The following is a 22,141-nucleotide window of genomic DNA, read 5'->3' on the forward strand; positions in this document are numbered from 1 at the left end:
GGCTTCCAGGTGTGCGGTGCCCGGTGCCGATCGAGGAGCCGACGCAGTCAGGGCAGAGAGCGACGGGTCCTCTGTCCGTCCTCCTGTGCGGGGAGGGCGGAGGTCTCGTTACGCATTGTGGACTAGACCATTCTCCGATGTCCATGCATCGGCGGAGGATTGTTGTCGTCTGTTCCTACGACATCCACCGCCCTGCGCGCCCACGGTTACTCCAACGTACGTCCTTCACCACGCGCACCGGAACAGGTGGGTTCAATCCCGGGCCAGACCGCCATCGCCAGGTCCGCCACGGCCTCGAGATCGGCCCGGCTCGCGCCGTCCCGCGACTGCTGGGACATGCCCTGGAAGACAGCGGCGAAGCAGCGGGCGAGGGCGGTGGCGTCCGTACTCTCGGGCAGCTCCCCCGCGGCGACGCCCTGCCGCAGCCGGTCGGCGATGGCGCCGATGCTGGCGGCGCGCCGCTCGCGCAGGACCTGCTCGACCTCGGGCGTGGTGCAGTTCGTCGCGGCGTGGATGACCAGGCAGCCGTGCGGGAGCGCCGGGTCGGTGAAGTCGTCGGCGGCCTCCCGCAGCAGCCGCTCGATCGCGCCGCGGGCCGTCGGCTCCTCGGCGAGGGCGCGGCCGGGGCCGGCCCCGTGCGTGGTGCCGTAGACCCGCACGACCTCCTCGAACAGGGTGCGCTTGTCGCCGAACGCGGCGTAGAGACTCGGGGCGCCGATCCCCATCTCGCGGGTCAGGTCGGAGACCGAGGTCGCCTCGTACCCGTGCTCCCAGAAGGCTCGCAGGGCCTTCTCCAGGGCGGTCTCCCGGTCGAAGGAGCGGGGCCGCCCGCGCTGCTTGGTCACCATGGAGTGAATTCTATAGCGCCCACTAGAAAACCGGCCAGGAGCTCCGCTACGGTCATTTCACTAGCGATCGATACACATGACTCGATACACGCAGGGGGAGTTCATGGACGGGACGGAGAACGGCTATCGGGTCTCGGTGACCTTGGCGAGGGCGCGCGGGGCGTCCGGGTCCTGGCCGCGGGCGATCGTCACCTCGTACGCGAGCAGTTGCAGCGGCAGGATCTCCAGGACGGGCTGCACCTCCTCCGCCACCCCGGTGGTGGGCAGCACGAACCCGGCGGAGGCCCGGGCGACCTGGGCCTCGGGGCCGACGACCATCAGGTCGGCGCCGCGGCCGCGCAGCCGGTCGAGGACGGGCTGGAGGGCGATCCCGCCCTGGCCGTCGGTGACCACGGCGATGACCGGGGAGATGTTGTCGACCATGGCGAGGGGGCCGTGCAGCAGGTCGGCACCGGAGTAGGAGAGGGCGGGGATGTAGCTCGTCTCCATCATCTTGAGGGCCGCCTCTTTGGCGGTCGGGTAGCCGTAGCCACGGGAGGTGATGACCATGCGCCCGGCGAAGCGGTAGCGGGCGGCGAGGGTGCGGACCTCGTCCTGCCGGGTGAGCAGCTCGGCGGCGAGGTCGGGCAGGACGGCGGCCTCGGCCGAGCCGTCGGCGCCGCGCAGCCCCTCCACGAAGAGGTAGAGCGCGAGCAGGGACGCGGTGTACGTCTTCGTCGCGGGCAGCGCCTTCTCCGGCCCGGCCATGATGTCGATGTGGTGCTCGGAGACGGCGGCGAGCGGGGAGTCCGGGTTGTTGGTCACGGCGAGGGTGATCGCTCCGGCCTCGCGGGCGGCCTTCGTCGAGGCGACGAGGTCGGGGGAGCCGCCCGACTGACTGACCGTGATGACGAGGACGTCGCGCAGATCGGGCCGGGCGCCGTAGGCCGTCGTGGTGGACATGGAGGCGAGACCGCAGGGCAGGCCGAGCCGGATCTCCAGGAGGTACTTGGCGTAGAGGGCGGCGTTGTCCGAGGTGCCGCGGGCCGTGAGGAGGACGAAGCGGGGGGCGCGGGCGGCGACCTGGCGGGCCACGTCCTGGATGCGCGCGGCGCCGGTGCCGAGGAGGCGGCGCAGGACCTCGGGCTGCTCACGAATCTCGCGGGCCATGATCCGGCCGGGCCGTTCGTGCTCGGGCGTGGCGGTCATTGGGGTCACCTCCGGTGGGTCGGCACGACCGGACTCCTTCCACTGTGACCGCCCACGGCGCGCGACGCCCAGCGAAGCGGGTCCAGCAGGACGGACCCCTCCGAGGTGCCGACCCTCCGCCCAGCGTCGAGCATGGTCGGAACGGGTCCGTGGAGGGCCCTGACCGGTAGGGCCTCGCTCTGCTAGATTGGTCTATACCACATGAACTCCGGTTCTCCGAGTCCCCTCTGACCAGAACGGCAGGCCCTACGTGGAAGTTGTGATCGTTCCGGACGCCAAGGCAGGTGGCGAGCTGATCGCCGAGGCCATGGCCCAGCTGCTGCGGCGCAAGCCCGACGCGTTGCTCGGTGTGGCCACCGGCTCGACCCCGCTGCCCATCTACCAGGCGCTGACGGCGAAGGTCGGCGGCGGCGAGGTCGACGCGTCCCGGGCGCGCATCGCCCAGCTCGACGAGTACGTGGGGCTGCCGACCGGACACCCCGAGTCGTACCGGGCGACGGTGCTGCGCGAGGTCGTGGAGCCGCTCGGGCTCGGCGAGGAGTCCTTCATCGGTCCCGACGGCAGCGCCGAGGACGTGCAGGCGGCCTGCGAGGCGTACGACAAGGCGCTGCAGGAGGCCGGGGGTGTCGATCTCCAGCTGCTGGGGATCGGGACCGACGGGCACATCGGGTTCAACGAGCCGTGTTCGTCGATCGCGTCGCGGACCCGGATCAAGACGCTGACCGAGCAGACCATCGCGGACAACGCGCGGTTCTTCGACGGCGACCTCAGCCAGGTGCCGCGGCACGTCATCACGCAGGGCATCGGGACCATCCTCGAGGCCCGTCACCTGGTGCTGCTCGCGACCGGTGAGGGCAAGGCCGACGCGGTCGCCGCCACCGTCGAGGGGCCCGTCGCCTCGGTGGTGCCCGCCTCGGCGCTGCAGTTGCACCCGCACGCGACGGTCGTCGTGGACGAGGCCGCCGCGTCCAAGTTGAAGCTCGCGGACTACTTCCGGCACACGTACGCCAACAAGCCGTCGTGGCAGGGGCTTTAGGCTCCGCCCTCACCGGGCACAAAGGTGCCGGCCCCCATGGTGGGGGCCGGCACCTTTTTCTGTCTCGTCGTCGGGTGACCGCCGGTGGGGGCTGGTCGCGCAGTTCCCCGCGCCCCTGAAGCATGCGCTTCGCGCAGCTTCCCCTGGGGCGCACGGAGTGTGCCTCCCAGGGGCGCGGGGAACTGCGCGACCAGCCACGACGGACCCGCGGCCGAGATCCGGACCGGACGGGGCTACGCCCCCACGATCACCTCGGCGGCAGCCGCGCCGCACACCCGGGCCGCACCGTGCGTGGCGATGTAGAGCGCGCCGCGCGGGGTGGCCTGCGGGACGCCCATTTCCACGACAACCGTGTCGGGCCGCGCCGCCAGCAGCGCGTCGACGGCGGCCGCCATCCACCCGTGCCGGTGCTCGTCGCGGACGACGGCGACGATGCGCCGCTCCCCCGCGGCGGCGAGCGCGTCGGCTCCCGCGTCGGCCCCCGTGTAGGAGTCGGTGGTGGTGCCGGGCAGCAGGCGTTCGAGTTCGGCGGCGACGCCCCAGGGGGTCTCGTCGCCGACCGCGATGTTGGCGACCGGGGAGAACGCCGCGACATGGACGGGCGCCCCGGCGGCCGACGGCGCGTACCCGGCGGACCGGGTCACCCGCAGCGCGCGCCGGGCGGCGACCAGACCGACCTCAGGGTCGGCGGGCGTGCCCCCCGATGCGCCCGCGGCGTCGGAGGTCCACGCGGCGAGGGCGCGCACCCGGGCGGCGGCGTCGGCGAGCCGCTCCTCGGCCAGTTCCCCGGACCGCACCGCGGCGACCAGCGCGTCGCTCAGGGCCACCACCGTCTCGTCGTCGGCGAGCCCGCCGCCCACGCAGATCGCGTCGGCGCCGGCCGCGATGGCGAGGACGCTGCCGCGCTCGATGCCGTAGGTGGCGGAGATGGCCTGCATCTCCATGCCGTCGGTGACGATGAGGCCCTCGTAGCCGAGTTCCTCGCGGAGCAGGCCGGTGAGGATGCGCCGGGACAACGTTGCCGGACGCTCCGGGTCGAGCGCCGGGACCAGGATGTGGGCGCTCATCACGGCGCGCGAACCCGCCGCGATCGCCGCGCGGAACGGGGCGAGGTCGCGGGTGTGCAGCACGTCCAGGCCGACGTCGATGCGCGGCAGGTCGTGGTGCGAGTCCACCGCCGTGTCGCCGTGCCCGGGGAAGTGCTTGGTGCAGGCGGCGACGCCCGCGGACTGCAGGCCCGAGACGTACGCGGCGGTGTGCCGGGCGACGAGGCCGGGGTCGGCACCGAAGGAGCGGACGCCGATGACCGGGTTGCCCGCGTTGGCGTTGACGTCGGCGGACGGCGCCCAGTTGAAGTTGACGCCGCATTCGGCGAGCCGGCGGCCCAGTTCGAGGGCGACGGCCCGGGTCAGCTCGATGTCGTCGACCGCGCCGAGCGCGTGGTTGCCGGGGAAGGACGAGCCGGTGCGCACCTCGAGGCGGGTGACGTCGCCGCCCTCCTCGTCGATGGCGACCAGGATGTCGTCCCGCTCGGACCGCAGCTGGGCGGTCAGGGCGGCCAGCTGCTCCGGGGAGTCGATGTTGCGGCCGAACAGGCCCACCGACGCCAGGCCCTCGCCGACCCGGCGCAGCAGCCAGTCGGGCGCGGTGGTGCCGGGGAAGCCGGGCTGCAGGACCGTCAGAGCGTCCCGCGTCAGGGTGTCCGTACCGTGTGCGAGTGTCGTCATCAGGTGGCGTTATCCCTTCACGGCGCCGGCGGTGAGACCCGCGGCCATCTTGCGCTGGACGAAGAGGAACAGAACCACGATCGGCACGGCCATCATCGTGGATCCGGCCATCATCGGGGCGTACTCCGTGCCGTGCTTGGTGGTGAAGTTGCCGAGCCAGACGGTGGCCGTCATGTGCTTCTGGCTCATCAGCATCAGGGCGTAGAGGTACTCGTTCCAGGCCTGGATGAAGGCGTAGACCGAGGTGGCGACCATGCCCGGGGCGAGCAGCGGGAAGACGACGCGGACGAAGGCGCCGGTGCGGGTGCACCCGTCGACCTGGGCGGCCTCCTCCAGCTCCTTGGGGATGTTCACGATGAAGCCGCGCAGCGTCCACACCGTGAACGGCAGGATGAAGGTCAGGTACGTGATGACCAGACCGGAGAGCTTGTCGTACTGGTCCAGGTCGTTCAGGAGCAGGAAGACCGGGATGATCATGGCGACGAGCGGCACCATCTGCACCGCGAGGATGCCGACGATCACGACCTTGCGGCCGCGGAAGGCGAACCGCGAGATGGCGAGCGCCGCGAGCATGCCGACGATGATGCCGATGACGACCACGACGAGCGAGACGATGAGGCTGCGGCCGACCGGGCCCCAGAAGTCGGCGATGTCGAGGGCGCGCTTGAAGTTGTCGAGGGTGAACCCGGTCGGGAACAGGCTCGGGTCCGGGTCGATGGCGTCCTTGGCGGGCTTGAACGCCGTGTTGACCATCCAGTAGACCGGGAAGCCGGCGACGAGGAAGACGAGCAGGCCGACGACGTTCCAGCCGGCCTTGGACTTGCGGCGGCCGCTGTCGGCGGTGATCGTCATCGGGGCCGCCTTCCCGGGCTTGCCCGGCTTGCCCGGCTTCTCCTGCTTCACAGGGGCGGTGGTGGCGCTCACTCGACCTCTCCGATCTTGAGCATCTGGCGCATGTAGACGGCGACGACGCCGAGCAGCAGGAGCACCGTGATCAGAGCGATCGCGGAGCCCTGGGCGTAGTCGTTGACCTGGAACGCCCGGTCGTACGAGTAGGTGGTGAGCAGCTGGAACTCGTCCTCGGGGTGGCCGTTGCGCATCACGAAGACCTGCGGGAAGACGCCCATGTCCCAGATGACCGAGAGCGTCGTGAGCATCACGATGATCGGCTTGAGGATCGGCAGCGTGACGAAGCGGAAGACGCCCCAGGCGCCGGCGCCGTCGAGGCGCGCGGCCTCCTCCATCTCCTTGGGGACCTGGGTCAGGCCCGCGCTGAGCGTGATGACCACGAAGGGCACGGCGCCCCAGACCACGAGGAGCATGATGACGGCGAGCCCCTGGGGGCCGCTGGCGAACCAGTTGTGGCCGACCATATCGACGCCCGGCAGCTTGCTCAGCAGGGCGTTGAAGATGCCGTAGTCGGAGTCGAAGAGCCACTTGAAGACGGTGGTGGCGACGATGATGGGCATGCCCCAGCTCGCCACGAGCGCGATGTTGATGAGGGTCTTCACCCAGCCGGAGACGCGCTGCTGGAGCAGGGCGATCAGCATGCCGACGACCATCGTGAAGATGACCGATCCGGCGGCGAAGACGATCGTGCGGACGACGACCTGCCAGAACTGGCTGTCGCCGAGGATCGCGGTGAAGTTGTCGAAGCCGACCGACTCGGGGTCCTGGAACCCCCACAGCTGGGCCTGGCCGAACTTCTGGAAGGAGAGTGTGACCAGCCGGATCATCGGGTAACCGAGGACCAGGACGAGGATCAGCAGACAGGGGGCGAGCAGCGCCCACGGGGTGGCCGCCCCGCCCGTGCGCTTTCTGCGTGGTCCCTGCGGGGACCCGCTTCCCCCGCCCGGCGGCGGCGATTGCCGCGGGGGCGGCATCTTGGCAGTGGTCGTCTCTGCGGCACTCATCCGCGCGCTCCTCAGCGGTCCCTCAGGTCTTGCGATAGGTCGAGCTCGGCCGTGGGTACGCGCCCGGCGCGCGGGGCGCACGGGGCGTACGGAGGTACGAGCCGCGGGGCCCCGTCGGCCGGCTGCCGGCCGACGGGGCCCCGCGTCGGGTCACTTGGTGTTGATGACCTTGTCGATCTTGGCGTCGGCGTCCTTCGCGGCGTCCGCGACGGACTTCTTGCCGGTGCCGATCTGCTGCAGCATCGTCTGCAGCACCTGGGCCTTCTCGACCGCACCCCAGCCCGGGGCCATCGGGACGAACCAGTTGGACTCGGCCGCGGTGGCCGGGACCTCGGTCTTCGGATCGGCCTTCATGGTGGCCAGGTCCTTCTTGTTGTTGGGCAGGTTGCCCTTGGCCATCAGGCCGGCCTGGCCCTTGGCGCCGGTGAAGGCGTTGATCCACTCGCCGGCCACGGCCTGCGCGTCGGACTTCACCGGGACGGCGAGGTCGGAGCCGCCGAGGAAGACGGGCATCGCCTTGCCGGACGGACCCGGCATCACGAAGTTCTCGAGGTTGTCCTTGAGCTTGCCGGTCTTGTCGTTCTTCGGGTCGGCGGAGGTGGCACCCTCCCAGGCCGCGCCGAAGATCAGGTCCGACTTGCCCTGCCCGTACACGATGTAACGGTCGGACTCGTCCTTGGTCTTGTCACCGTGCATGTACTTGTCGATGACGTTCTTGAACTCGGTGAGGCCCTTCTGGGACTCGGCCGAGGAGAGGTTGGCGACCCACTTGCCGCCCTCTTCCTTCGCGATGGAGCCGCCGGCGTCGTAGACGAAGGACATGGCCGCGTACCAGTCACGGGTCGGCTGGTACCAGGCGTTGAACTTGTCGCCCTGCTTCTTCTGGATCTTGTCCAGGTCGCCGGTGAGCTCGTCGTACGTCTTCGGCGCGGCCTTGATGCCCGAGGCCTTGGCGATGTCCGTGCGCCAGGTCGCCACGCGGCCACCGGCGTAGTAGGGGACGCCGTAGGTCTTGCCGTCGTACGTCACCGAGGCCTTGAGGCCGTCCAGCCACTGGTCCGAGTTCTCGAACTTGGCGGGGTCGACCGGGGCGAGCGCGCCCTTGACCATGTAGCTGAGCATCTCGGTGTTGCCCATCTCGACCACGTCCGGCACCTTGTCGGTGGCGAGGACGGCGTCGAGCTTGGCGGGCTTGTCCGGCCAGCCGTAGTACTCGTGGTTGATCTTGATGCCGGGGTGCTTCTTCTTGATCGCCGCGTCGGCGGCCTTGACCAGGTCCGGCCAGTTGTTCTGGGCGTCGACCGTCAGCCAGACGGTCAGCTCCTTGGCGTCCGCCCCCGCGTTGTCGGACTTCTTGTCACTGTCGCCACACGCCGCGACCGAGACCATGATGCCCGCGATACCGATCGCCGCTATCAGCTTGCGCTTCACGCCACCCTCCTCAGGGATGCCAGCAACCCCCCACCCACAGCGACGCATACGACGAGTAGTGCTCGTGGGACTGGGACCTGGTCGTTAATGGTGTAGACCAGTAAGCGGAGCTTGGCCCAGACCAATAGGCGTGTCAAGGGTGGCTGAGAAAGGTCCGTGCGTCCGTTATCGGAACGACACCCGCCCGTCACGGCAGGGGGGTTGAGCCCGCGGCGCACCACTTGCCCGGGAACGCTCCCACCAATCGGCCATGTGGACTAGACCAGGCCGTCAGCGAACGGTATAAGGAGGGATCACGGAGCGTGCGGGGCCTGAAGAGGGGTCCCACCCAGCGAGCCGTGCCACGATGTGAACCGTGGAGCCGTGGCCGATGCGCGTGGACGTCGGTCGCATCGGCACAGGAGCCGGGAAGGCGGAGCAGCGGAGCATGAGCACCGACGTCAGCAGTGCGGAGAACGAGAGCGGGGCGCCTGTCCGTACCGCGCGCGTGCCCAAGTACTACCGCCTGAAGAAGCACCTGCTCGACATGACGGAGACGCTTCCGCCGGGCACCCCGGTGCCGCCGGAGCGCACACTGGCCGCCGAGTTCGACACCTCCCGCACCACGGTCCGCCAGGCCCTCCAGGAACTCGTCGTCGAGGGCCGCCTGGAGCGCATCCAGGGCAAGGGCACCTTCGTCGCCAAGCCCAAGGTCTCCCAGGCGCTCCAACTCACCTCGTACACCGAGGACATGCGGGCCCAGGGCCTGGAGCCCACCTCCCAGCTGCTCGACATCGGCTACGTCACCGCCGACGACACCCTCGCGGGCCTGCTCGACATCACGGCCGGCGGGCGCGTGCTGCGCATCGAGCGCCTGCGCCTGGCGAGCGGCGAGCCGATGGCCATCGAGACCACGCACCTGTCGGCCAAGCGCTTCCCCGCGCTGCGCCGCAGCCTCGTCAAGTACACGTCCCTCTACACGGCGCTGGCCGAGGTCTACGACGTCCATCTCGCCGAGGCCGAGGAGACCATCGAGACGTCGCTGGCCACGCCGCGCGAGGCGGGCCTGCTCGGCACGGACGTCGGCCTGCCGATGCTGATGCTGTCCCGGCACTCGATCGACGGCTCGGGCCAGCCGGTGGAGTGGGTGCGTTCGGTGTACCGCGGCGACCGCTACAAGTTCGTCGCGCGGCTCAAGCGCCCGATGGACTGATCGAACCCTCAACCCCCTTACGCGGTGCCCGTGTTCGCGCCGTAGCGCGCGTCCGCCTTTCTGCCCTACGGTCCTCCCGTCGCCGCACGGACGGGAGGGGACCACCTCGTGCGTACCGCATCTCCTCGCACCATCGCCCTTCGGACACTCTTCCCGAAGGTGACCGCCGACGGCCCGCGTGCCGTCGGGTACCACTTCGCCATCGTTTTCGAGGCACTCCCGGCGCGCACCACGGCAGGGGGAGGAACGCCGTGACGCTGGTGTCGGCAGTGCTGCGGATCGGCAGGCAAGTGCGCGGTTACGTCCGCGAGTTGACGGACGAGGCGGCGTACGACCGCCATGTGGCACACCTGCGGACCGCGCATCCGGAGATCTGCGCGCCCTCGCGCCGGGAGTTCGAACGGATGCGGACGGACCGTCAGGAATCGGATCCGCGCCACGGATTCCGCTGCTGCTGACCGCCGGTCGTGGCCCGTCCGTTATGCGGACGGGGGTTCCGTGGAGCAAGACTCTCGCCTAGATTTCCCGCACGTTAAGCATGAGATAAGTGGAACCAGCGAGGGGACGGAGCCGCGTCATGTCCGATGCGCCTGAAGTGAGCGGACCGGTGATCACACCGGTCCGCGTCGTCATTGCACTGTGTCTGATCGCGCCGTTCGTGGCGATGCTCTGGGTCAGCTCCTACGCCAAGATCGACCCGACGTTCATCGGCATCCCGTTCTTCTACTGGTACCAGATGCTCTGGGTGCTGATCTCGACCGCGCTCACGATGACCGCGTACAAGCTGTGGCAGCGCGACCAGCGCGGCCGCAGGTCCGACCGGTCCGCGGGGAGCAAGGCGTGAACAACGGGGTCAACGGTGTCGCGCTCACCGTCTTCATCATCTTCTTCCTGGCCGTCACGGTCATGGGCTTCCTCGCCGCGCGCTGGCGCAGATCCGAGAACGACTCGCTCGACGAATGGGGCCTGGGCGGCCGCTCGTTCGGCACCTGGATCACCTGGTTCCTGCTCGGCGGCGACCTCTACACCGCGTACACCTTCGTGGCCGTCCCCGCGGCGATCTACGCGGCCGGCGCCTCCGGCTTCTTCGCGGTGCCGTACACGATCCTCGTGTACCCGCTGATCTTCACGTTCCTGCCGCGCCTGTGGTCGGTCTCGCACAAGCACGGGTACGTGACGACCTCGGACTTCGTGCGCGGACGCTTCGGCTCGAAGGGCCTGTCGCTGGCGGTCGCGATCACCGGCATCCTCGCCACGATGCCGTACATCGCGCTCCAACTGGTCGGCATCCAGGCCGTGCTCGACGTCATGGGCGTCGGCGGCGGCGAGAACACCAACTGGTTCGTCAAGGACCTGCCGCTGCTGATCGCGTTCGGCGTGCTCGCCGCGTACACCTACTCCTCCGGGCTGCGGGCCCCCGCGCTGATCGCGTTCGTCAAGGACACGCTGATCTACATCGTCATCGCGGTGGCCATCATCTACATCCCGATCAAGCTGGGCGGCTTCGACGACATCTTCGCCGCGGCCGGCAAGAAGTTCGAGCAGATCAACCCGGCGACGGACAAACCCGTCGGGGCGCTCGCGCCCGGCTCGTCCGGGACCTGGACGTACGCGACGCTGGCGCTCGGCTCGGCCCTCGCGCTGTTCATGTACCCGCATTCGATCACGGCGACCCTGTCGTCCAAGAGCCGCGAGGTCATCCGCCGCAACACCACGATCCTGCCGCTGTACTCGCTCATGCTGGGCCTGCTCGCGCTGCTCGGGTTCATGGCGATCGCGGCCGGGATCAAGGTGCAGAACGGGCAGTTGGCGATCCCGCAGCTCTTCGAGGACATGTTCCCCGACTGGTTCGCGGGGGTGGCGTTCGCCGCGATCGGCATCGGCGCGCTGGTCCCGGCGGCCATCATGTCGATCGCCGCGGCGAACCTGTTCACGCGCAACATCTACAAGGACTTCATCAAGCCGGACGCGACACCGCAGCAGGAGACCAAGGTCTCCAAGCTGGTCTCGCTGCTCGTGAAGGTCGGCGCCCTCGCCTTCGTCCTCACCATGGACAAGACGGTCGCCATCAACTTCCAGCTGCTGGGCGGCATCTGGATCCTGCAGACCTTCCCGGCCCTGGTCGGCGGTCTGTTCACCCGCTGGTTCCACCGCTGGGCGCTGCTCGCCGGCTGGGCCGTCGGCATGGTGTACGGCACGCTCGCCGCGTTCGGGGTGGAGTCGCCGACGCAGAAGCACTTCGGCGGGTCCTCGGCGGAGATCCCGGGCATCGGCCAGATCGGCTACATCGGCATGACGGCGATCGTGCTGAACGTGATCGTGACCGTGGTCCTCACCTTCGTCCTGCGGGCCGTGAAGGCGCCGGAGGGCGTCGACGAGACCTCGCCGTCGGACTACACCGCGGACGCCGGCGACAAGGGCGTGCAGACCGAGCTGCCCACGGTCGGTGCCGGTCACTAGTACCGCTCCCCCGGTCCACCTGACGAGCCCCTCCGGTCCGGAGGGGCTCGTCCCGTTACGGTGACCCGGTACAGCCCCGCACCACCCGCCTTGGAGGAAACGTGCCCGCCCCCATCGTTCTCGACAGTGATCCCGGTATCGACGACGCCGTAGCGCTCCAGTACCTGCTCGGCACCGGCCTGTGGGACCTCAAGGCGTACACGACGGTCGGCGGCAACGTCCCCGCCGAGCAGACCTTCCGCAACGGCCGCGCCCTCGCCCGCGCCTTCGGCATCGACGGCGACGTGTCCGTGCACCGCGGCGCGGGCCGCCCGCTCACCCGGCTGCCCTACTCGGCGGCCGGGGAGTTCCACGGCGCCTCCGGGCTCGGCGCCGAGACGCTGCCCGACTCCACCGCGCCCGAGCAGGCCGAGTCCTCCGCGCAGGCGCTGCTGCGGCTCTCGCGGGAGTACGAGGGTGAGCTCACCGTCTGCGCCACGGGACCGCTCACCAACGTGGCCCTCGCGCTCACCGAGGACCCCGGCTTCGCGCGGCGCGTGAAGAAGCTCGTCTTCATGGGCGGCGCCGCCGACGTGCCCGGGAACATCACCCCGGTCGCCGAGTTCAACGCCTGGGCCGACCCGGACGCCGTGGACCTCGTCGTCTCCTCCGGCATCGCCTACACGATGGTCGGCCTCGACGCGACGCACGGCTGGCGGTTCACCACCGACGACCTGGAGACCCTGCGGGCGGCGGGCGAGGGCATGGCGCTCACCGCCCGCCTGATGGACTTCTACCTCGGCGCCTACCGGGAGACCGGCGGCTCCCCGCTGCACGACCCGCTGGCCGTGGGCGTGTGCGCCGACGAGTCGTTCGTGACCGCCGCCGAGGGCACGGTCGTGGTGGAGTGCGGCTCCGAACTCACCCGCGGCAAGACCGTGTTCATCCCCTACGACGCGGACTACCCCCGCGCCTACTACCAGGAGTCCCCGCTGGTCGCGGCCCGCACCGCGCGGCGCGGCCGGGTCGCCCTCGGCACCGGCCCGCGCAACTTCACCGAGGACTTCGTGAACACCCTCCTCAAGCAGCCGACCGCCGCCTGAGCGTCACGGCCCCACCCCGTACAGCCCGCTGCCCACCTCCCGCGCGAGCCGCGCGGCCCAGCGCACGGTCGCGTCGCGGTCCGTGCCCTCGCCGCTGATGACCTGGACGAGGACGCCGCCGACCCGGACGTGGGCGGTGTACGTGGTCCTGGTGTCGCCCTCGTAGACGATGTCCTGGACCTCCAGGTACGCCTCGTCGCCGAGGCCCTTCAGCGGCTCCGCGCGGTAGCGCTCGGTGGCCGTGCCCGCCTCCATGTCGGAGCCGAACTCCCGGCAGTGGCGCAGGATGTCCTGCTCGACCCGGTGCAGTTCACGGGCGGCCGCGGGCCGCAGTGACACGAGGAGCTCGGTGACCACGATGTGCCCGCGCGGCGGCGCGTGCGTCCGGTCGACCCAGGAGGCGTGGGCGGAGGCCGTCGTGCCGCGGTAGGCGGCCGGGCCGAGCCACGCCGGGTCCGCCGTGCTGTCGAGGCAGTACGACCACCGGCCGCGCCGCTGCTCGTGGGTGGACTCGAACGGCATCGCGAGCACCTCGTCGAGCTCCAGGCCCCGCCCGAAGTCGCTCGCGGGCAGCAGCGCGGCCCGCAGCCGCTCGGCGCTGAAGGTGCGCGCCCCGGGCGCGGCGGCATCCAGCCCGGGCGCGGTCGCCGGGCCGGTCGGGAGGACCACTTCCGGACGGGCCGGCTCCGGGCGCGTCGGCGTGGCGGACGCGGTCCTGCTCGACGCGGGCCGCTTCGCCTCGGCCCCCTCCGGCCGCTGCTGCCGATCAGCGCCGCACCCGGCCAGAAGCCCCGCCAGGACCGGCACCACGGCCGCCGTCCACCACCCGCGCATGGCACCACTCTCCCCCTGATCGTCCCCACTGCGAGACCTTAGCCGACACAAGATGTGGGGGTGCGGCGAACACCCGGCACAACATGTATGCTCGCTCTCGCTGTCAGCGCAGGGGAATCCGGTGCAAATCCGGAACTGTCCCGCAACGGTGAACGTAAGCCTCGTACAGGCGCCCACGTGAGTCCGAAGACCTGCCGACGGCACACCCGAGCCACCCGGCCCGGGTGTCGACGACGTCCGGGCCTCGTGGAATGGGCCGGTGACGCGGGCCCTGCCGTGCGCGGGCCCCTGCCACTGTCTCCCCGCGGGCCCCGAGCCGAGCGAGGGAGAGCCCCACCGTGACCATCGCGCCCGCTGATCCTGCCTCAGTCGTGGCCGAGGCGGATGCCCCCGGTACCGCGTTGCTGCGCACCCTGACCGAGCTGACCGCCGATCTGCCCGCCGCCGATCCCGGCCGGGTCGCGGCCGCCGCGCTGCGGGGCCGCAGCGCGCGGGCCGACGAGGCCGAGCTGCGCGAACTCGCCACCGAGGGCGCGGCCGGGCTGATCTCCGAGGACCCCGTCTACTCCCGGCTCGCCGCGCGGCTGCTGACGCTCTCCATCGCCGCCGAGGCCGCCTCGCAGGGCGTCACGTCGTTCACCGGATCGATCGCCGTCGGCCACCGTGAGGGCCTGATCGCGGACCGCACCGCCGAGTTCGTCCGCGTCCATGCCGCACGCCTCGACGCGCTGGTGGACCGGGCGGCCGACGACCGCTTCGGCTACTTCGGCCTGCGCACCGTCTTCAGCCGCTACCTCCTGCGGCACCCGATCACCCGCAAGGTGATCGAGACGCCCCAGCACTTCATGCTGCGGGTCGCGGCCGGTCTCGCCGAGGACGACTCGGCGCGCGCGCTCGAAGAGGTCGCCGCGCTGTACCGCCTGATGAGCCGGCTCGACTACCTCCCCTCCTCCCCCACGCTCTTCAACTCCGGCACCCGGCACCCGCAGATGTCGAGCTGCTACCTCCTCGACTCGCCGCTGGACGAGCTGGACTCGATCTACGACCGCTACCACCAGGTGGCCCGGCTCTCCAAGCACGCCGGCGGCATCGGGCTGTCGTACTCCCGCATCCGCTCGCGCGGCTCGCTGATCCGCGGCACGAACGGCCACTCCAACGGCATCGTGCCGTTCCTGAAGACCCTCGACGCGTCGGTCGCCGCCGTGAACCAGGGCGGGCGCCGCAAGGGCGCGGCCGCCGTCTACCTGGAGACCTGGCACTCCGACATCGAGGAGTTCCTGGAGCTGCGCGACAACACCGGCGAGGACGCGCGGCGCACCCACAACCTGAACCTGGCGCACTGGATCCCGGACGAGTTCATGCGCCGGGTGGACGCGGACCGGCCGTGGTCGCTGTTCTCGCCGGCCGACGTGCCCGAGCTGGTCGACCTGTGGGGCGACGAGTTCGACGCCGCGTACCGGAAGGCCGAGGCCGAGGGGAAGGCGCTCAAGACCATCCCGGCCCGCGACCTGTACGGCCGCATGATGCGCACCCTCGCGCAGACCGGCAACGGCTGGATGACGTTCAAGGACGCCGCCAACCGCACCGCCAACCAGACCGCGGAGCCCGGCCACACGGTCCACTCCTCGAACCTGTGCACCGAGATCCTGGAGGTGACGGACGACGGGGAGACCGCGGTCTGCAACCTCGGCTCGGTGAACCTCGGTGCGTTCGTGGTCGGGGGCGACATCGACTGGGAGCGCCTGGACGAGACCGTCCGCACGGCCGTCACCTTCCTCGACCGCGTCGTCGACATCAACTTCTACCCGACCGAGCAGGCCGGCCGCTCCAACGCCCGCTGGCGCCCGGTGGGTCTGGGCGCGATGGGTCTGCAGGACGTCTTCTTCAAGCTGCGCCTGCCGTTCGACTCCCCCGAGGCCAAGGCGCTGTCCACGCGGCTCCAGGAGCGGATCATGCTCGCCGCGTACGAGGCGTCGGCGGACCTCGCCGAGCGCAGCGGCCCGCTCCCCGCCTGGGAGAAGACCCGGACCGCGCGCGGTGTGCTGCACCCGGACCACTACGACGTCGAGTTCACCTGGCCGGAGCGCTGGGCCGCGCTGCGGGAACGTATCGCCTCGACGGGCATGCGCAACTCGCTGCTGCTCGCCATCGCGCCGACCGCCACGATCGCCTCGATCGCCGGTGTCTACGAGTGCATCGAGCCGCAGGTCTCCAACCTGTTCAAGCGCGAGACCCTCTCGGGCGAGTTCCTCCAGGTCAACTCGTACCTGGTGGACGAGCTGAAGGCGCTCGGCGTGTGGGACGCGCAGACCCGGGAGGCACTGCGCGAGTCCAACGGCTCGGTGCAGGGCTTCACCTGGGTGCCCGAGGAGGTCCGCGCGCTGTACCGCACGGCGTGGGAGATCCCGCAGCGCGGGCTCATCGACATGGCGGCGGCCCGTACCGCCTTCCTCGACCAGGCCCAGTCGCTGAACCTGTTCCTGGAGACGCCGACCATCGGCAAGCTCTCGTCGATGTACGCGTACGCCTGGAAGTCGGGGCTGAAGACGACGTACTACCTGCGCTCGCGTCCCGCGACGCGCATCGCCCGGGCCGCCGGCCGCTCGTCGGTTCCTGCCCAGACCACCCAGACCGCCGCCGAAGCCGACGCGGTCGCCTGTTCCCTGGAAAACCCCGAGTCCTGCGAGGCCTGCCAGTAATGACCGACACCACTCCTGAGAAGAACCTGCTCGACCCGGGCTTCGAACTGACCCTGCGCCCGATGCGCTACCCGGACTTCTACGAGCGCTACCGCGACGCGATCAAGAACACCTGGACCGTCGAGGAGGTCGACCTCCACTCGGACGTCGCCGACCTCGCGAAGCTCAGCCCCGGTGAGCAGCACATGATCGGCCGCCTGGTCGCGTTCTTCGCGACGGGTGACTCGATCGTCGCGAACAACCTGGTCCTGACGCTGTACAAGCACATCAACTCCCCCGAGGCGCGGCTCTACCTCTCGCGCCAGCTCTTCGAGGAGGCCGTGCACGTCCAGTTCTATCTGACGCTGCTCGACACCTACCTCCCCGACCCGGAGGACCGGACGGCGGCCTTCGCCGCGGTGGAGAACATCCCGTCCATCCGCGAGAAGGCCGAGTTCTGCTTCAAGTGGATGGACTCGGTGGAGAAGCTGGACCGCCTGGAGTCCAGGGCGGACCGCCGGCGCTTCCTGCTCAACCTGATCTGCTTCGCCGCGTGCATCGAGGGCCTGTTCTTCTACGGTGCCTTCGCGTACGTCTACTGGTTCCGCAGCCGCGGCCTGCTGCACGGCCTGGCCACCGGCACCAACTGGGTGTTCCGCGACGAGACGATGCACATGTCGTTCGCTTTCGACGTGGTCGACACCGTCCGCAAGGAGGAGCCGGACCTCTTCGACGACGCGCTGGAGCAGCAGGTCACCGACATGCTGCGGGAGGCGGTCGAGGCCGAGCTGCAGTTCGGGCGCGACCTGTGCGGTGACGGCCTGCCGGGCATGAACACCGACTCGATGCGCCAGTACCTGGAGTGCGTCGCCGACCAGCGCCTGCAGCGTCTGGGCTTCGCGCCGGTCTACGGCTCGGAGAACCCGTTCGCCTTCATGGAGCTCCAGGGCGTCCAGGAACTGACCAACTTCTTCGAGCGCCGCCCGTCCGCGTACCAGGTCGCGGTCGAGGGCTCGGTCGGCTTCGACGAGGAGTTCTGATCCGGCCCGCGCCGTGAAATCGACGTGACCCGCCCTCCTGGCGTCGGCAGACTCGGTGCATGACGACACCCCAACTGGCCCAGGAGATAGCGGAGTTCTATTCCGACCACTACGACGAGCAGAGCCGGCTCGCGGACTCCGCGTGCGGGGTCCTGGAGCTCGTCCGCACCCAGGAGCTGCTGCGCCGCCATCTGCCGCCCGCCCCCGCGTCCGTCCTGGACGTGGGAGGCGGGCCCGGTGTGCATGCGCGGTGGCTGGCGCAGGACGGGTACCGGGTGCATCTCGTCGACCCGGTCGAGCGGCACGTGGCCCAGGCGCGCGAGGCGAGCGGGGCGTACACGGTCGAGGTCGGGGACGCGCGGGCGCTGACCGCTGCCGACTCCTCGTACGACGCCGTACTGCTCCTCGGTCCGCTCTACCATCTGCCCGAACTCGCGGACCGTGAGCGGGCGCTGGCGCAGGCGCTGCGGGTCGTGAAGCCGGGGGGAGCGGTGGTCGCGGCAGGGATCCAGCGGTTCGCGCCGCTCTTCGACCACATGGGGCACGGGCGGCTGCACCGGGACGGGCTGCCGGAGCGGGTCGGACGGGTCGTGGCCACCGGGCGCAACGAGGGCGAGCACTTCACCAGCGCCTACTTCCACGGCACCGGGCAGTTGGCGGACGAGCTACGGGCGGCGGGCCTCGCCGACGTCCGGGTGTACGGCGTGGAGGGTCCGGGCGACGGCGCCCTGAAGGCCGCCGAGCTGGCCACCGGCCGCCGTCCCGCTCCGGACTCCGAGCTGTTCAGGTCCGCTCTGGCGGCGGCCCGGCTGGCCGAGCCGCATCCCGAGCTGACGGTGGCGAGTTCGCATCTGCTGGCTTTCGGACGGCGGCCGGATCAGGCGGCGGCCGTGTAGCGGGAGCGCCGCTCCTCGGTCTCGCGGGCCTCTCGGGCGGCGCGGATCTCGCGGTCGATGCGCCGGTCGCGGGCGATCCCGTACAGGGAGGGACCGGCCAGGAGCAGGAGGACGAAGAGGACGGTCAGGTAGTTCATCGCTGTGTTCATGCCTCTACTCTGGCCCGGCCACGACCCTCGCGGCAGTGGCAGGACTGTCATCAGACCGTGAAATCCTGCCAACTCTGCGGCACACTGGTCGGCATGCTGAAGAACGTGGCCGCAGTGCTGCTCGACGGTGTGCATCCCTTCGAACTCGGCGTCGTCTGCGAGGTGTTCGGCCTCGACCGCGGCGACGCGGGACTGCCCGTGTACGACTTCGCGGTGGTCTCCGCGGAGAGCCCGTCCCTGACCACCCATGTCCCCGGCATGACGATCTCCACCCCTTACGGACTCGAACGGCTGGCGGAGGCCGACCTCATCACGATCCCCTCGGCGGGACGGCGTTTCGACTCCTACCCGCCGGACCTCCTCGACGCGCTGCGCCAGGCGGTCGACCGCGGAGCGCGCGTGCTCAGCCTCTGCGCGGGCGTGTTCGTGCTGGGCGCCGCCGGGCTCCTCGACGGACGCCGCTGCGCGGTCCACTGGCGGTACGCGCACGAGCTCGCCCGGCAGTTCCCGCGCACCCGCGTCGACCAGGACGTGCTGTACGTCGACGAGGGCTCGGTGATCACCTCGGCCGGCACCGCCGCGGGCATCGACGCCTGTCTGCACATCGTGCGCACCGAGCACGGCGCCGAGGTGGCCAACACGATCGCGCGGCGCATGGTCGTCCCGCCGCACCGCGACGGCGGCCAGGCCCAGTACGTGGAGCGGCCGCTGCCGACGACGCGCTGCGACACCGTCGGCGAGGTGCTGGCCTGGATGGAGCGGCACCTGGCCGACCCGGTGACCGTGGAGGAGCTGGCGGCGCGGGCGCACATGTCGCCGCGCACCTTCGCCCGCCGCTTCCTCCAGGAGACGGGGACCACGCCCTACCGCTGGCTGCTGCGCCAGCGGGTGCTGTTCGCGCAGGAGTTGCTGGAGGGCACGGACCAGACGGTGGACGCCATCGCCGGACGCGCCGGATTCGGCAACGCCGCGGCGATGCGCCACCAGTTCATGAAGGTGCTCGGCACGACGCCGAACGCCTTCCGCCGGACCTTCCGGGTACGACTGGCCGGCTAGCGGCGGCTAGGGCTTCCGCGCCTCCACGCGCAGCACGGCCCTCCTGGGCTGCAGCGTGATGCCGAGGCGTGGCGTCGAATCCGTCTCCGGTACCTGCACGAACCGCCACTTGGCCACCAAGGTGCCGAGGGTCAGGGCCAGTTCGGTCATGCTGTAGTGATCGCCGGGGCACTTGCGGTTGCCGGTGCCGAAGGGCTGGTGCGCGGTCCGCGCGGCCGCCGTGCGGCGCTCCGGCAGCCAGCGGTCGGGGTCGAAGTCCAGCGCGTCCTCGAAGGAGCGCGGGTCGCGCTGCATCGCGTACGGGCTGTAGAAGATGTCGGTCCCGGCCGGAATCCGGTATCCGCCGAGCTCGGTGTCGGCGGCGGCGACCCGGGTGAATATCCAGGCCGCCGGGCGAATCCGCATCGACTCGGTGATGAGGTTCCGCATATATGCGAGGTCCTTGAGGTCGCCGAAAGCGACCGGCCGGCCACCCGTGACGGATTCAACTTCCTCGTACAAGCGCCTTTCGTGCTCGGGATGTTCGGCGAGAAGTTGCAGGGTCCACGCCAAAGTCTTCGCCACATTCTCGCCACCGGCCACCAGCAGCGCGATGACTTGGTCGTGGGCCTCTTGTTCGGGGACCAGTTCGCCGTTCTCGTCGCGGGCCTGAAGCAATGTGGTGAGGAGGTCGTCGGGATTGCTTCCCGAAGCCGCCACTCCCCTTCGTTCGGCGATGATCTCGTCGACCAGCCGATGCAAATCGGCCAATGCTCGCGCGAATCGACGATTGGCCGGAAGTGGCAGCCGGTAGAACGGTCCGACGGACAGAATCATCCGCCGGTACATACCGTCGAAGACCGTGCCGAGAGCCGTGCAGAGCCGCTCGGCGCGCTCGTCCAGCGCCTCGACGCACAGCAGCGAACGGGCCGCCGTGCGGGTCGCGGTGCGGAACATCTCGCCCGCGATGTCGACGGTCTGCCCGGGGCGCAGCCCGTCGGCGGTGCGCTGCGCCTCCTCAGCCATCAGCACCCCGTACTCGGCGATCCGGTCCGGCCGGAACGCGGGCTGCAACGCGCGGCGCTGACGCCGGTGCCGCGCTCCGTTGCTGGTCGCCACGCCCTGGCCGAGCAGCACCCCGAGCGTGTCCCACAGGGCCCCGCCGACCAGGAAGTCCGGGCTCCGCAGGAGCCGTTCGACGAGCTCCGGGGAGTTCACCGCGTAGGCGGTCCTGGGGCCCAGCCTGATCCGCACGACATCGCCGCCGTCGCGCAGCGAGGTGAGGAAGCCGAGCGGGTCGCGCAGCAGGTTCCAGGCGTGGCCGACGAGGGGCGCGCCGCCGGGAGCGGGTGGCGGTGTGGTCGGCTCCGGCCGCGGCTCCGGCTCCCTGTCCGGTATGTGTGCCTGGTTCGGCAACGTGGATTCGAGGCTCATGCGCGGTCACCCACCTGATCGGTCCTGGGCGTGTCGGTGATGTACGGCGGGGTGGCCCGGTCGTCCCAGGTGTCGACCTGATAGCGCCCCGATTCATGATGGAACCAGTACACGGAACTGAACCAGTTCCGCATGTTCTCGACGCACGACCTGATGGCCGCCGCGAGTTCCCTTCCGTGCGGTCCTATCTGTTCCGCGGAGACCACGGTCAGCTCGATCTCCTGTTCCGCCGCGAGGAAATCCGAAATGGTTCCCTGAACCCTGCGGTGGACTTCCTTCGCGGCTTCCCCCACGGACATTCCCTCATGTTTGATGAGGCTTATCCCGAGGTTGTGCAATTCCTGCCCCGCGAGTTCCTTGGGCAGTGAGCAGAGGTCGTTGTACCACGCGGAGAAATCCTGGGTCGCGAGTGTGGCCCGCATGAATGCATCGTTCTTCCGCACCCAGGTGGGGAGTTCGTACTGGGCGACCGGTTCGAGCAGATCGATCCAGATCCAGTGGGCGAAAGTCCGCCGCCGCAGACGAATGTATTCGTCGACCGTCGGCACGGTCCCCGACATCCGATTGCGGAACTCCTCGTCGTACGCGTCGATCACCACGTGGAAGTGGCGGGCGAACCGGGCGTCCCAGGACCTGCCGAGCCGGCCGTAGAACCGGTCGAAGCAGTCCGCGAACCCCGCGACCAGTGGATCCGGGTGGTCCAGGTGCAGCTGCGGGGCCTCCGTGGCCGCGTGCAGCTGGACGGCGAGGCGGCGCCAGTCGGCGGCCCTGCCGTGGATCACGTCACGGTCGTGCCGGTCGTCCCAGGCGAAGAACCACGCACTGAAGTCGGCTATCGCCGCGAGGAGGTCGTCGGGCGCACCCATGTAGTAGCCAGCGACCAAGTCCGTGTAGCACAGACCGTCGGCATATTTCTCCACCTTGTCGGCGGGCATGAGCCGCTTTTCGAGCAGCCAGGTACGCGTCTTCTCCTGGAGCTTTGGCCAATACGGATGCAGTTTGCGAGGAAACGCGTCCTCGATCACCGGTAGTGCCAGCGCCGGCGGTACTGCCGCATGTGGAGCATGTGGATAGGCAGGCACGAACAACCCCTCTCTGTCGGCCGAAGGCGTACACCCCTCCCGCAGTGCCGGGCGCGCGCCGTTGCGTATCCCCGCGCTTTCTATTCAGCACCACAACTGACCGTTCTGGGAACGGA

20 protein-coding genes and 1 riboswitch are annotated in these 22,141 nt (G+C 70.1%); of the genes, 10 read left to right on the plus strand and 10 right to left on the minus strand.

The features are described from left to right. Nucleotides 1–206: 206 nt before the first annotated feature. Together ABT127_RS20120 and ABT127_RS20125 are read right to left on the minus strand one after the other, a co-directional pair. Nucleotides 207–848, minus strand: a complete 642-nt coding sequence (locus ABT127_RS20120; RefSeq protein ID WP_351451592.1) for a TetR/AcrR family transcriptional regulator — start codon at nt 846–848, stop codon at nt 207–209. A 123-nt stretch (nt 849–971) separates the two neighbouring features. After that, the gene (locus ABT127_RS20125) at nt 972–2,036 is read right to left on the minus strand and encodes an SIS domain-containing protein (protein WP_351451594.1); all 1,065 of its coding nucleotides are present in this window, start codon (nt 2,034–2,036) and stop codon (nt 972–974) included. Nucleotides 2,037–2,286: 250 nt separating this feature from the next. Between ABT127_RS20125 and nagB the strand changes: the two genes are divergently transcribed. Further along, the gene (gene nagB, locus ABT127_RS20130) at nt 2,287–3,072 is read left to right on the plus strand and encodes a glucosamine-6-phosphate deaminase (protein ID WP_351451597.1); all 786 of its coding nucleotides are present in this window, start codon (nt 2,287–2,289) and stop codon (nt 3,070–3,072) included. A gap of 233 nt (nt 3,073–3,305) precedes the next feature. Here nagB and ABT127_RS20135 read toward each other — a convergent pair whose 3' ends face one another. The 4 genes from ABT127_RS20135 to ABT127_RS20150 form a co-directional block, all read right to left on the minus strand. Beyond that, a complete protein-coding gene (locus tag ABT127_RS20135; protein ID WP_351451600.1) occupies nt 3,306–4,799 on the minus strand; it encodes a glycoside hydrolase family 3 protein in 1,494 nt (497 codons plus the stop codon). Nucleotides 4,800–4,808: 9 nt separating this feature from the next. Continuing rightward, nucleotides 4,809–5,651: a carbohydrate ABC transporter permease gene (locus ABT127_RS20140; protein WP_351451768.1), complete on the minus strand. Its 843-nt coding sequence runs from the start codon at nt 5,649–5,651 to the stop codon at nt 4,809–4,811. A 68-nt stretch (nt 5,652–5,719) separates the two neighbouring features. Then, on the minus strand, nt 5,720–6,712 hold the full coding sequence (locus ABT127_RS20145; protein WP_351451603.1) for a carbohydrate ABC transporter permease: 993 nt from the start codon (nt 6,710–6,712) through the stop codon (nt 5,720–5,722). 150 nt (nt 6,713–6,862) lie between these two features. Then, entirely contained in the window at nt 6,863–8,143 is a 1,281-nt protein-coding gene (locus ABT127_RS20150; RefSeq protein ID WP_351451605.1) for an extracellular solute-binding protein, read from the minus strand. A gap of 427 nt (nt 8,144–8,570) precedes the next feature. Here ABT127_RS20150 and ABT127_RS20155 point away from each other — a divergent pair, with 427 nt between their 5' ends. From ABT127_RS20155 to ABT127_RS20175, 5 genes are all read left to right on the plus strand, one after another. After that, nucleotides 8,571–9,335, plus strand: a complete 765-nt coding sequence (locus ABT127_RS20155) for a GntR family transcriptional regulator (protein WP_018535186.1) — start codon at nt 8,571–8,573, stop codon at nt 9,333–9,335. A gap of 251 nt (nt 9,336–9,586) precedes the next feature. Next, nucleotides 9,587–9,793: a YbdD/YjiX family protein gene (locus ABT127_RS20160; RefSeq protein WP_502971742.1), complete on the plus strand. Its 207-nt coding sequence runs from the start codon at nt 9,587–9,589 to the stop codon at nt 9,791–9,793. A 119-nt stretch (nt 9,794–9,912) separates the two neighbouring features. Then, complete coding sequence (locus tag ABT127_RS20165) at nt 9,913–10,179, plus strand: DUF3311 domain-containing protein (protein WP_351451608.1); 267 nt, start codon at nt 9,913–9,915, stop codon at nt 10,177–10,179. Continuing rightward, a complete protein-coding gene (gene mctP / locus ABT127_RS20170; protein ID WP_351451611.1) occupies nt 10,176–11,795 on the plus strand; it encodes a monocarboxylate uptake permease MctP in 1,620 nt (539 codons plus the stop codon). The genes ABT127_RS20165 and mctP overlap by 4 nt, the downstream gene beginning before the upstream one ends. A 101-nt stretch (nt 11,796–11,896) precedes the next feature. After that, a complete protein-coding gene (locus tag ABT127_RS20175; protein WP_351451614.1) occupies nt 11,897–12,877 on the plus strand; it encodes a nucleoside hydrolase in 981 nt (326 codons plus the stop codon). Between the two features lie 3 nt (nt 12,878–12,880). On the opposite strand, the gene ABT127_RS20180 is transcribed toward ABT127_RS20175, so the two are convergent. Next, nucleotides 12,881–13,711, minus strand: coding sequence for a hypothetical protein (locus ABT127_RS20180; protein WP_351451617.1), 831 nt, complete (start codon nt 13,709–13,711; stop codon nt 12,881–12,883). A 75-nt stretch (nt 13,712–13,786) separates the two neighbouring features. Further along, nucleotides 13,787–13,924: riboswitch (cobalamin riboswitch) on the plus strand. Between the two features lie 125 nt (nt 13,925–14,049). Here ABT127_RS20180 and ABT127_RS20185 point away from each other — a divergent pair. From ABT127_RS20185 to ABT127_RS20195, 3 genes are read left to right on the plus strand one after another with little or no spacing between them, the layout of a single operon-like run. Next, nucleotides 14,050–16,410: a ribonucleoside-diphosphate reductase subunit alpha gene (locus ABT127_RS20185; protein WP_351451620.1), complete on the plus strand. Its 2,361-nt coding sequence runs from the start codon at nt 14,050–14,052 to the stop codon at nt 16,408–16,410. Further along, nucleotides 16,410–17,429, plus strand: a complete 1,020-nt coding sequence (locus ABT127_RS20190; protein ID WP_351451623.1) for a ribonucleotide-diphosphate reductase subunit beta — start codon at nt 16,410–16,412, stop codon at nt 17,427–17,429. Before ABT127_RS20185 ends, ABT127_RS20190 begins: the two co-directional genes overlap by 1 nt. Before the next feature lie 59 nt (nt 17,430–17,488). Next, nucleotides 17,489–18,325 (plus strand): class I SAM-dependent methyltransferase, encoded by an 837-nt coding sequence (locus ABT127_RS20195; protein WP_351451626.1) that lies wholly within the window; start codon nt 17,489–17,491, stop codon nt 18,323–18,325. Here ABT127_RS20195 and ABT127_RS20200 read toward each other — a convergent pair. Then, nucleotides 18,307–18,474 carry a hypothetical protein gene (locus ABT127_RS20200; RefSeq protein ID WP_351451629.1) on the minus strand — a complete coding sequence of 56 codons (168 nt, stop codon included), beginning with the start codon at nt 18,472–18,474 and terminating at the stop codon, nt 18,307–18,309. The two genes, ABT127_RS20195 and ABT127_RS20200, sit on opposite strands and share 19 nt — an antisense overlap. A gap of 93 nt (nt 18,475–18,567) precedes the next feature. On the opposite strand from ABT127_RS20200, the gene ABT127_RS20205 reads away from it, so the two are divergent. Further along, nucleotides 18,568–19,530 (plus strand): helix-turn-helix domain-containing protein, encoded by a 963-nt coding sequence (locus tag ABT127_RS20205; RefSeq protein ID WP_351451632.1) that lies wholly within the window; start codon nt 18,568–18,570, stop codon nt 19,528–19,530. Between the two features lie 6 nt (nt 19,531–19,536). Here ABT127_RS20205 and ABT127_RS20210 read toward each other — a convergent pair whose 3' ends face one another. Together ABT127_RS20210 and ABT127_RS20215 are read right to left on the minus strand one after the other, a co-directional pair. Continuing rightward, entirely contained in the window at nt 19,537–20,943 is a 1,407-nt protein-coding gene (locus tag ABT127_RS20210; RefSeq protein ID WP_351451635.1) for a bifunctional albaflavenone monooxygenase/terpene synthase, read from the minus strand. Then, nucleotides 20,940–22,025 (minus strand): terpene synthase family protein, encoded by a 1,086-nt coding sequence (locus ABT127_RS20215; protein WP_502971746.1) that lies wholly within the window; start codon nt 22,023–22,025, stop codon nt 20,940–20,942. The genes ABT127_RS20210 and ABT127_RS20215 overlap by 4 nt, the downstream gene beginning before the upstream one ends. Between the last annotated feature and the right edge of the window lie 116 nt (nt 22,026–22,141).

The sequence above is a fragment of the Streptomyces sp. NPDC001904 genome, from assembly GCF_040297005.1.
In the GTDB taxonomy this organism is placed as follows: domain Bacteria; phylum Actinomycetota; class Actinomycetes; order Streptomycetales; family Streptomycetaceae; genus Streptomyces.

Coding starts and splice junctions, on each gene's coding strand:
- ABT127_RS20140 (WP_351451768.1), bottom strand. CDS start 5,651: ATGACGATCACCGCCGACAGCGGCCGCCGCAAGTCCAAGGCCGGCTGG.
- ABT127_RS20200 (WP_351451629.1), bottom strand. CDS start 18,474: ATGAACACAGCGATGAACTACCTGACCGTCCTCTTCGTCCTCCTGCTC.
- ABT127_RS20145 (WP_351451603.1), bottom strand. CDS start 6,712: ATGAGTGCCGCAGAGACGACCACTGCCAAGATGCCGCCCCCGCGGCAA.
- ABT127_RS20155 (WP_018535186.1), top strand. CDS start 8,571: ATGAGCACCGACGTCAGCAGTGCGGAGAACGAGAGCGGGGCGCCTGTC.
- ABT127_RS20205 (WP_351451632.1), top strand. CDS start 18,568: ATGCTGAAGAACGTGGCCGCAGTGCTGCTCGACGGTGTGCATCCCTTC.
- ABT127_RS20195 (WP_351451626.1), top strand. CDS start 17,489: ATGACGACACCCCAACTGGCCCAGGAGATAGCGGAGTTCTATTCCGAC.
- ABT127_RS20135 (WP_351451600.1), bottom strand. CDS start 4,799: ATGACGACACTCGCACACGGTACGGACACCCTGACGCGGGACGCTCTG.
- ABT127_RS20190 (WP_351451623.1), top strand. CDS start 16,410: ATGACCGACACCACTCCTGAGAAGAACCTGCTCGACCCGGGCTTCGAA.
- ABT127_RS20180 (WP_351451617.1), bottom strand. CDS start 13,711: ATGCGCGGGTGGTGGACGGCGGCCGTGGTGCCGGTCCTGGCGGGGCTT.
- ABT127_RS20120 (WP_351451592.1), bottom strand. CDS start 848: ATGGTGACCAAGCAGCGCGGGCGGCCCCGCTCCTTCGACCGGGAGACC.
- ABT127_RS20165 (WP_351451608.1), top strand. CDS start 9,913: ATGTCCGATGCGCCTGAAGTGAGCGGACCGGTGATCACACCGGTCCGC.
- ABT127_RS20125 (WP_351451594.1), bottom strand. CDS start 2,036: ATGACCGCCACGCCCGAGCACGAACGGCCCGGCCGGATCATGGCCCGC.
- ABT127_RS20210 (WP_351451635.1), bottom strand. CDS start 20,943: ATGAGCCTCGAATCCACGTTGCCGAACCAGGCACACATACCGGACAGG.